The organism is Pseudoduganella rivuli, assembly GCF_009674485.1.
Lineage (GTDB): Bacteria > Pseudomonadota > Gammaproteobacteria > Burkholderiales > Burkholderiaceae_D > Rugamonas > Rugamonas rivuli_B.
On record NZ_WKJJ01000049.1, the window covers coordinates 1 to 8,310 of the forward strand.

The 8,310-nt window shown below is 60.9% G+C and carries 7 protein-coding genes; 3 read left to right on the forward strand and 4 right to left on the reverse strand.

All coding sequences use genetic code 11. The features are described from left to right. The 3 genes from GJ700_RS34470 to GJ700_RS34480 all read left to right on the forward strand — a co-directional run. Nucleotides 1-112: transposase (locus GJ700_RS34470; RefSeq protein ID WP_154379529.1), on the forward strand; the 112-nt coding region annotated here is incomplete at its 5' end. Between the two features lie 197 nt (nt 113-309). Continuing rightward, nucleotides 310-5,205: a HAMP domain-containing protein gene (locus tag GJ700_RS34475; protein WP_154382710.1), complete on the forward strand. Its 4,896-nt coding sequence runs from the start codon at nt 310-312 to the stop codon at nt 5,203-5,205. A 15-nt stretch (nt 5,206-5,220) separates the two neighbouring features. Then, nucleotides 5,221-6,066 carry a CheR family methyltransferase gene (locus GJ700_RS34480; RefSeq protein ID WP_229507414.1) on the forward strand — a complete coding sequence of 282 codons (846 nt, stop codon included), beginning with the start codon at nt 5,221-5,223 and terminating at the stop codon, nt 6,064-6,066. Nucleotides 6,067-6,078: 12 nt separating this feature from the next. On the opposite strand, the gene GJ700_RS34485 is transcribed toward GJ700_RS34480, so the two are convergent. The 4 genes from GJ700_RS34485 to GJ700_RS34500 form a co-directional block, all read right to left on the reverse strand. Then, on the reverse strand, nt 6,079-6,702 hold the full coding sequence (locus GJ700_RS34485; protein ID WP_154382712.1) for a glutathione S-transferase family protein: 624 nt from the start codon (nt 6,700-6,702) through the stop codon (nt 6,079-6,081). Next, nucleotides 6,703-7,407 (reverse strand): glutathione S-transferase family protein, encoded by a 705-nt coding sequence (locus GJ700_RS34490; RefSeq protein WP_154382714.1) that lies wholly within the window; start codon nt 7,405-7,407, stop codon nt 6,703-6,705. After that, a complete protein-coding gene (locus GJ700_RS34495) occupies nt 7,404-8,132 on the reverse strand; it encodes a ribonuclease T2 family protein (RefSeq protein ID WP_154382716.1) in 729 nt (242 codons plus the stop codon). The genes GJ700_RS34490 and GJ700_RS34495 overlap by 4 nt, the downstream gene beginning before the upstream one ends. Before the next feature lie 68 nt (nt 8,133-8,200). Next, on the reverse strand, nt 8,201-8,310 hold a 110-nt coding region (locus tag GJ700_RS34500; protein ID WP_154382718.1), incomplete at its 5' end, for a transposase.

Below are 8,310 nucleotides of genomic sequence, written 5' to 3' on the forward strand. Positions count from 1 at the left end.
GCTCGAGGGCATCAACAACAAGATAAAGGTAATGAAACGGATGGCCTATGGCTATCGCGACTCGGAATTCTTCTTCCTGAAGATCAAAGCAGCGTTTCCCGGCAATCCGTGAAGAACCTTTTTTTTTATCGTGCGCGCTGGAAATAATATTCGTCGTATCGTAGAGAAAAATGTTTCCAAATGTTATTGCAAAATGCGCAAAGTAACAATTTTCCTACACTATGCATTTTCGCATCTTAAAATCTTGACTCACTCGCTTGTAAGAGTATCTTTTACCTGCCCGTGTCCATTCCCCATGAGGATGTCCCGATGAACGATATGACTGAACTGGCTGACCAGCTCGACGTCAAGCTGCTGTTGCAGACCCTGATGGCGCTGAAGCGGGGCGATTTCACCGCGCGCATGCCGTCCGACTGGACCGGCATGTCCGGCAAGATCGCCGATACCCTGAACGACATCATCGAGACCAAGGAAAAAATGGTCAAGGCCGTGACCGACGTGTCGCGCGTGGTGGGCCGCGAAGGCCGACTGACGCAACGTGCGTCGGTGCCGCACGTGTCCGGCGGCTGGGCCACCATCATCAGCTCCGTCAATACACTGATTGACGACCTGGTGCGCCCGACCACGGAAATGGCGCGCGTGATCGGCGCCGTGGCCAAGGGCGACCTGTCGCAAACCATGGCGCTGGAAGTGGACGGCCACCCGCTGAAGGGGCAATACCTGCGGGCGGCAATGACCGCCAACACCATGGTGGAACAGTTGTCGTCGTTCTCGTCCGAAGTGACGCGGGTGGCGCGCGAAGTGGGTACCGAAGGTAAGCTGGGCGGGCAGGCGCAGGTGAAAGGCGTGGCCGGCACGTGGAAAGACTTGACCGACTCGGTGAACTCGATGGCGGGTAACCTGACGTCGCAGGTGCGTAATATCGCGGAAGTGACGACGGCCGTGGCCAACGGCGACTTGTCGAAGAAAATCACGGTGGACGTGCGCGGCGAGATCCTGCAGCTGAAAGACACGATCAACGTGATGGTGGACCAGTTGCGGTCGTTCGCGTCCGAAGTGACGCGGGTGGCGCGGGAAGTCGGTACCGAGGGTAAGCTGGGCGGCCAGGCGTATGTGCCGGGCGTGGGCGGCACATGGAAAGACTTGACCGACAACGTGAACTTCATGGCGTCGAACCTGACCGGCCAGGTGCGGAACATCGCGGCGGTGACCACCGCCGTGGCGAACGGCGACTTGTCGAAAAAGATCACGGTGGACGTGAAGGGCGAGATTCTCGAACTGAAAAACACGATTAACGTGATGGTCGACCAGCTTTCTTCCTTCGCATCCGAAGTGACGCGGGTGGCGCGGGAAGTCGGTACCGAAGGCAAGCTGGGCGGCCAGGCGCAGGTGAAAGGCGTGGCCGGTACGTGGAAAGACTTGACCGACTCGGTGAACTCGATGGCGGGTAACCTGACGGGCCAGGTGCGGAACATCGCGGACGTGACGACCGCCGTGGCGAACGGCGACTTGTCGAAAAAGATCACGGTGGACGTGAAAGGCGAGATTCTCGAACTGAAAAACACCATCAACGTGATGGTGGACCAGTTGAACTCGTTCGCGTCGGAAGTCACCCGGGTGGCGCGCGAAGTGGGTACCGAAGGTAAGCTGGGCGGCCAGGCCAACGTGCCTGGCGTGGCCGGTACGTGGAAAGACTTGACGGACGGCGTGAACTCGATGGCGGGTAACTTGACCGGCCAGGTGCGTAACATCGCGGAAGTGACGACGGCCGTGGCGAACGGCGACTTGTCGAAAAAGATCACGGTGGACGTGAAAGGCGAGATTCTCGAGCTGAAAAACACGATTAACGTGATGGTGGACCAGTTGTCATCGTTCGCATCCGAGGTGACGCGGGTGGCGCGTGAGGTCGGTACCGAGGGTAAGCTGGGCGGCCAGGCGTATGTGCCGGGCGTGGGCGGCACGTGGAAAGACTTGACCGACAACGTGAACTTCATGGCGTCCAACCTGACGGGCCAGGTGCGTAACATCGCGGCGGTGACCACCGCCGTGGCGCGCGGCGACTTGTCGAAGAAAATCACGGTGGACGTGAAGGGTGAGATTCTCGAACTGAAAGACACCATCAACGTGATGGTGGACCAACTTTCTTCGTTCGCATCGGAGGTGACGCGCGTGGCGCGCGAGGTGGGTACCGAGGGTAAGCTGGGCGGCCAGGCCAATGTGTCCGGCGTGGCCGGTACGTGGAAAGACTTGACGGAAAACGTGAACCAGCTGGCGGCAAACCTGACCAACCAGGTGCGCGCGATTGCCGAAGTGGCGACCGCCGTGACACGGGGCGACCTGTCCCGCTCGATCCAGGTGGAAGCGCGCGGCGAAGTGTCCTACCTGAAGGACAACATCAACGAGATGATCCGCAACCTGAAGGAAACCACGCAGAAAAATGCGCAGCAGGACTGGCTGAAAACCAACCTGGCGCGTTTCACCCGCCTGCTGCAGGGCCAGCGCGACTTGCAGGCCGTGACCAAACTGATCCTGTCGGAACTGGCGCCGCTGGTGTCCGCGCACCATGGCGTGTTCTACATGATGGATTCGCAGGAAGCGGACGCCCGCCTGCGCATGATCGCGTCGTACGGCTACCGCTCGTCGCGCAAGCTGCCGACGTCGTTCCTGCCGGGCGAAGGCCTGGTCGGCCAGTGCGCATTGGAGAAAGTGCGGATCTGGCTGACCGACGTGCCCCGTGATTACATCGTCGTCTCCTCCGGTTTGGGTTCCGCGCCGCCGAACAATATCGTGGTGCTGCCGATCCTGTTCGAACAGCAGGTGAAGGCCGTGATTGAAATCGCGTCGCTGGACCGTTTCACGGAAACCCACTTGTCGTTCCTGGACCAGCTGATGGAATCGATCGGCGTGGTGCTGAACACGATTGAAGCGAACAGCCGGACCGAATCGCTGCTGACCCAGTCGCAATCGCTGGCGCAGGAATTGCAGCAAACCAACCAGGAACTGGCGGAGAAAGCCCGCCTGCTGTCCGAGCAGAACATCGAGGTGGAACGGAAAAACCGCGAGGTGGAACAGGCCAAGCTGGCACTGGAAGAGAAAGCCACGCAACTGGCCCTGTCGTCCAAGTACAAGTCCGAGTTCCTGGCCAACATGTCGCACGAATTGCGGACACCGCTCAATTCGCTGCTGATCCTGGCGCAACAGCTGGGCGACAACCCGGAAGGCAACCTGTCGAACAAACAGGTGGAATTCGCGAAAACCATCCACGGCTCCGGTTCCGACTTGCTGACCTTGATTAACGACATTCTTGACCTGTCGAAGATCGAGTCCGGTACCGTCACGCTGGACGTGTCCGAGTACCGCTTCGCCAACCTGCGCAATTACGTGGACCGCACGTTCCGCCACATGGCCGAAGCCAAGCACCTGGGCTTCTCCGTCGAGTTGCGCGACAACTTGCCGACCGCGCTGATGACGGACGTGACGCGCCTGCAGCAGGTGCTGAAAAACCTGCTGTCGAATGCCTTTAAATTCACCAACCACGGCCAGGTATCGCTGGCCATCGGCCTGGTCAACACCGGCTGGACCAGCGACCACCCGAACCTGGTGCACGCGGACGCGGTGCTGGCGTTCGCCGTGTCCGACACCGGTGTCGGTATTGCCGCCGACAAGCTGCAGCTGATCTTCGAAGCGTTCCAGCAAGCCGACGGTTCCACGGCCCGGAAATATGGCGGTACCGGCCTGGGCCTGTCGATTTCGCGCGAACTGGCGCGCCTGCTGGGCGGCGAAATCCGCGTGGAATCCGTGGTCGGCAGCGGTTCCACCTTCACACTGTTCCTGCCATACAACCGCGCCGGCTTCATCAACTATGACCTGGGCCGCCAGGCGCCGACCCGCGCCCCGCTGCAGGCGCCGAAAATCGTCTACACGCCGCCGCCGGAACCGGCGCCGGTTGCCGTGCATGACAGCTTGCAGGATGCCGATGGCGAACTGGTCGAATACAGTTCCACCCTGGACGACCGGGGCATCGTGGCGCCGGGCGATCCGTCCGTGCTGATCATCGAAGACGACGAGCGCTTTGCCAAGGTGGTGCTGGAATATGCCCGTGAAAAGAACTTCAAGGGCATCGTCACGCACCAGGGCGACTCCGCCCTGTCGCTGGCGCGCGATTACCTGCCGTCGGCCATCCTGCTCGATATCGATTTGCCCGATATCGATGGTTTCACCGTGCTGGACCGCCTTAAGCGCGACCCCAGCACGCGCCATATCCCCGTGCACGTGATGTCCAGCCTGCGCGAACGGGAACGGGCCTTGCGCCAGGGCGCGATTTCCTACCTGAACAAGCCGGTCAGCAAGGACGATTTGCAGGAAGAATTCACCCGCATCCAGAAATTCCTGCTGGGCGGCAAGCGCAGCCTGCTGGTGGTCGACGACGAGGAACAGCAGCGCAATTCCATCGTCCACCTGATCGGCGATGCCGATATCCACATCGTGGCGGTCGGCACAGGCGAAGCGGCGCTGAAGGAATTGCACGAGGGGCACTTCGACTGCATGGTGCTGGACTTGACCCTGCCCGACATCAGCGGCTTTGACTTGCTCGACATTATCGGCAAGGATTCCAGCCTGCGCGACTTGCCGATCGTGATCAATACCGCGAAAGAGTTGAGCCGCAAGGAAGTCACCAAGCTGAAACGCTATGCGAAAACCATCGTCATCAAGGATGCCCGTTCGCCGGAACGCCTGCTGGACGAAACCGCGCTGTTCCTGCACCGTTCGCAGGCCAGCTTGCCGGAATTGCAGCGGCGCATGCTGGAAGAAATCCACGCGGCCGATTCCGGCCTGGCGGGACGCAAGGTACTGATCGTCGACGATGACTTGCGCAACATCTTTGCGCTGTCGTCGCTGCTGGAGCGCCAGCAAATGCACGTGCTGTTTGCGGAAAACGGCCGCGACGGCATTGAAGTGCTGGAACGCGACCCCGGCATCGAGATTGTCCTGATGGACATCATGATGCCGGAGATGGATGGCTACGACACGATGCGGGCCATCCGCCGCATCCCGAAATTCAAGTCGCTGCCCATCATCACGCTGACGGCGAAAGCCATGAAGGGCGACCGCGACAAGTGTATCGCGGCCGGCGCGTCCGATTACATCACCAAGCCGGTGGACGTGGCGCAGCTGCTGTCGCTGATGCGGGTATGGTTACACTGAGTGGCTGCATAACCTATGGGAAACGTGACGCCGATGCTGCGTGAAGCCACGCCGGAAGTCGAGGCGCTGGAACTGGAATTGCTGCTGGAAGCCCTGCTGCAGCGCTATGGCTATGATTTCCGTGGCCATGAGCGGGCCGCGCTGCGGCGCAAGCTGCGTGCCGTGATGCGGCAGCGTGGCTTGCGCACGCTGTCGCAGTTGCAGGACCGCGTACTGCACGAGCCAGGCGCGGCGTCGTCCGCGCTGCGCGCGCTGCACGTGCCGCCCGCCACGCTGTTCGATGACATCGATGAAGCGCGGCAGTTGCGCCAACTGGTGGGCGCAAGCCTGCGCGGCGCCGCCCTGCCCCGCATTTGGCTGGCCGATTGCGCGGGCGCGGAACAAGCGTGGACCCTGGCGATCATCCTGGCCGACGAAGGGTTGCTGGAGCAGACGGAAATCCATGCGACCGTGGCCAGCGACGAATTGCTGGCCGAAGCACAGGATGCGACGATCACGCAGGAACAGCTGGCCAATTACCAGGCCGGCTATGCCCGCAGCGGCGGACAGGGGGAGCTGTCCCGCTATTTTGCGGCCAGCGGCAAGCGGCTGGCGCCCACCGTGGCGCTGCGTTCCCACATCACGTGGGCGCAATACAACCTGGTGACGGATGCGTCATTCAATGAATTCAACCTGATCGTGTGCCGCCGCGCGTTGCCGGACTTCGGCCCGGTTTTGCGCCAGCGCGTGCTGAACCTGTTCCACGGCAGCCTGGCGCCGTTCGGCATCCTGGGCCTGGACCGCGCCATCGATGCCGCCGACGCGCTGGCGCCGCATTACGCAGCCATGCCGCAGCCAGGCTGGTGCCGCCGCATCGCGTGACAGCGCGGCGGCTTATCCCGCCGATGCGCCGGGTCGCGCGGCTATGCGGTCGCGCCACGCCTGCACGTGTTCGAACCCTTCCGCCCCCGGCCGGAATTTCATCAGCCCGCGCGCAAATTCCAGCGCGCAAAACGCCGTGATATCGGCAATCGTGAAGCGCTGCCCCGCCACGTAAGGCTGCGTGGCCAGCACGCCATCGAGCCAGCGCACCGTGTCGCGCATTTTTTCGCCTTGCGATGTACCGAAATCCGCGAATTGCGGCTGCTCCAGTGGAGCCAGGCCCGGATGCGTGTGGCGGATGCAATTGGCAATGCCGGCGAACAGGTACAGTTCGATGCGGCGGTCCGCCATTTCGATGAAGGCGCGGTCATCGTAGCCGTCGCCCATCAAATTCGGTTCCGGATACACGCCTTCCAGGTAAGTGCAGATGGCGCGCGTTTCCGACAGCACGCGGCCATCGTCCAGCGCCAGCGCCGGTACGCGGCCGAACGGGTTCACGGCCAAAAATTCCGGGCTGCGGTTTTGCAGCGCCCCCAGGTCGACCAGTTCGGTATCGATACCGGTGATGCCTTTTTCAGCGATGAACATGGCCACGCGGCGCGGATTCGGCGCCCTGGCGCTCGTATACAGCTTCATTCAGTCGGCTCCTTTGGATTGCCCGGTTTCCAGCATCTTGCGCGCTTCCCGCGCGAACTGTTCCGCCTTGTCCGCGCTGGCATGGCGGTCCAGCGACGACGGTGGCATCGTGATGCCCTTGCGCACGGCGGGCCGCCCGCCCACCAGCGCCAGCCAGCGCTGCAAGTGCGGCATGCCTTCCACCGGGACACCCGACCAGCTGTGCGTGCGCACCCACGCCCAGTTGGCGATATCGGCTATCGAATAATCGCCTGCCAGGTATTCATGCCGCTGCAAGTGGCCATCCAGCACACGGAACAAACGGCTGCATTCGCCGTGGTAGCGGTCGATGGCGGGCTGCAGCTTTTCCGGGAAATAGCGGTAAAACACGTTGGCCTGCCCCATCATGGGTCCAATGCCGCCCATCTGGAACATCAGCCATTGCATGACCAGCGAACGCCCTTTCGCGTCGTGCGGCATCAGCCGGCCGGTTTGCTCCGCCAGGTAAATCAAAATCGCGCCCGATTCGAACACGGCAAAATTGTCCGCCGCGCGGTCGACAATGGCGGGAATGCGGCCATTCGGGTTAATCGCGACAAACCACGGCTCTTTTTGCTGGCCGGCCGCCAGGTCCAGCACGTGCATGGTATAGGGCAGCGCCAGTTCTTCCAGCGCGATGGAAACCTTGTGGCCATTCGGCGTCGCCGCTGTATAGAAGTCGATCATATTTTGCTCGGGAATGTGAATTCTTTACCACAGTTGCCATAACCATTGTCGCCGCCCCTGGTTTTGATCGGCTGGCCCGGCTGGTCGCCCCATTCGAATTGCACGTACAGCGAATTCACGTACTTCCCCTTGCATTTGAGGCGGACGGCGCCATCGAGCTCGGGAAATTTCCGGGCAATCAGCTGGTCGAATTCCTTGCGCGACACCGGCCGGTCCAGCAATGGCGCCACCGCCTCGGCAAATGCCTGCGTATGTTTCAGCGCCCAGCCAAAGTATTCGGCCGGTTGCATCGTGGTGCAGGTGCCGTGTTTAACCCATTCGTGCCGTTCCAGGCATTTTTCCAGGCCGGCCATATATTGTTTGCCCTTATTCCATTCGGCCGACTGGTATAAGCCCGGTGGTTTCGGATAAGCACAGAATTTCCCCTTGGCATCCGGCTGCGTTGTGCAGGTGTTTTTATCGCATTCGCCTTCCGGATAACCGCCATGGTAATTCGGCCACAAGCCATGCAATTGCAAACCCGGCTTGGGAAAATTCTTGCAGCTGGGATCGGATTTACCGCCCGGCCCCATGCAAAACGTGGCAGGCGCCGATAATTCCAATTGGTAATACTTGGGACGGCTCGGGTCGATATGACAAACCGGCCCTTCCGCCGCCCAAACCGCCGGGACCATCGATATCCCCACCAGAGCCAATCCCGCCGCCACGCTATTGAATGTGCGCATGCATTATCCCGTGCGAAAAAAAACCCAGTGTAGGTGAAATAAATTCGACAGGCAAAAAAAAAGGTTCTTCACGGATTGCCGGGAAACGCTGCTTTGATCTTCAGGAAGAAGAATTCCGAGTCGCGATAGCCATAGGCCATCCGTTTCATTACCTTTATCTTGTTGTTGATGCCCTCGA

Coding starts and splice junctions, on each gene's coding strand:
- GJ700_RS34475 (WP_154382710.1), top strand. CDS start 310: ATGAACGATATGACTGAACTGGCTGACCAGCTCGACGTCAAGCTGCTG.
- GJ700_RS34480 (WP_229507414.1), top strand. CDS start 5,221: ATGGGAAACGTGACGCCGATGCTGCGTGAAGCCACGCCGGAAGTCGAG.
- GJ700_RS34485 (WP_154382712.1), bottom strand. CDS start 6,702: ATGAAGCTGTATACGAGCGCCAGGGCGCCGAATCCGCGCCGCGTGGCC.
- GJ700_RS34490 (WP_154382714.1), bottom strand. CDS start 7,407: ATGATCGACTTCTATACAGCGGCGACGCCGAATGGCCACAAGGTTTCC.
- GJ700_RS34495 (WP_154382716.1), bottom strand. CDS start 8,132: ATGCGCACATTCAATAGCGTGGCGGCGGGATTGGCTCTGGTGGGGATA.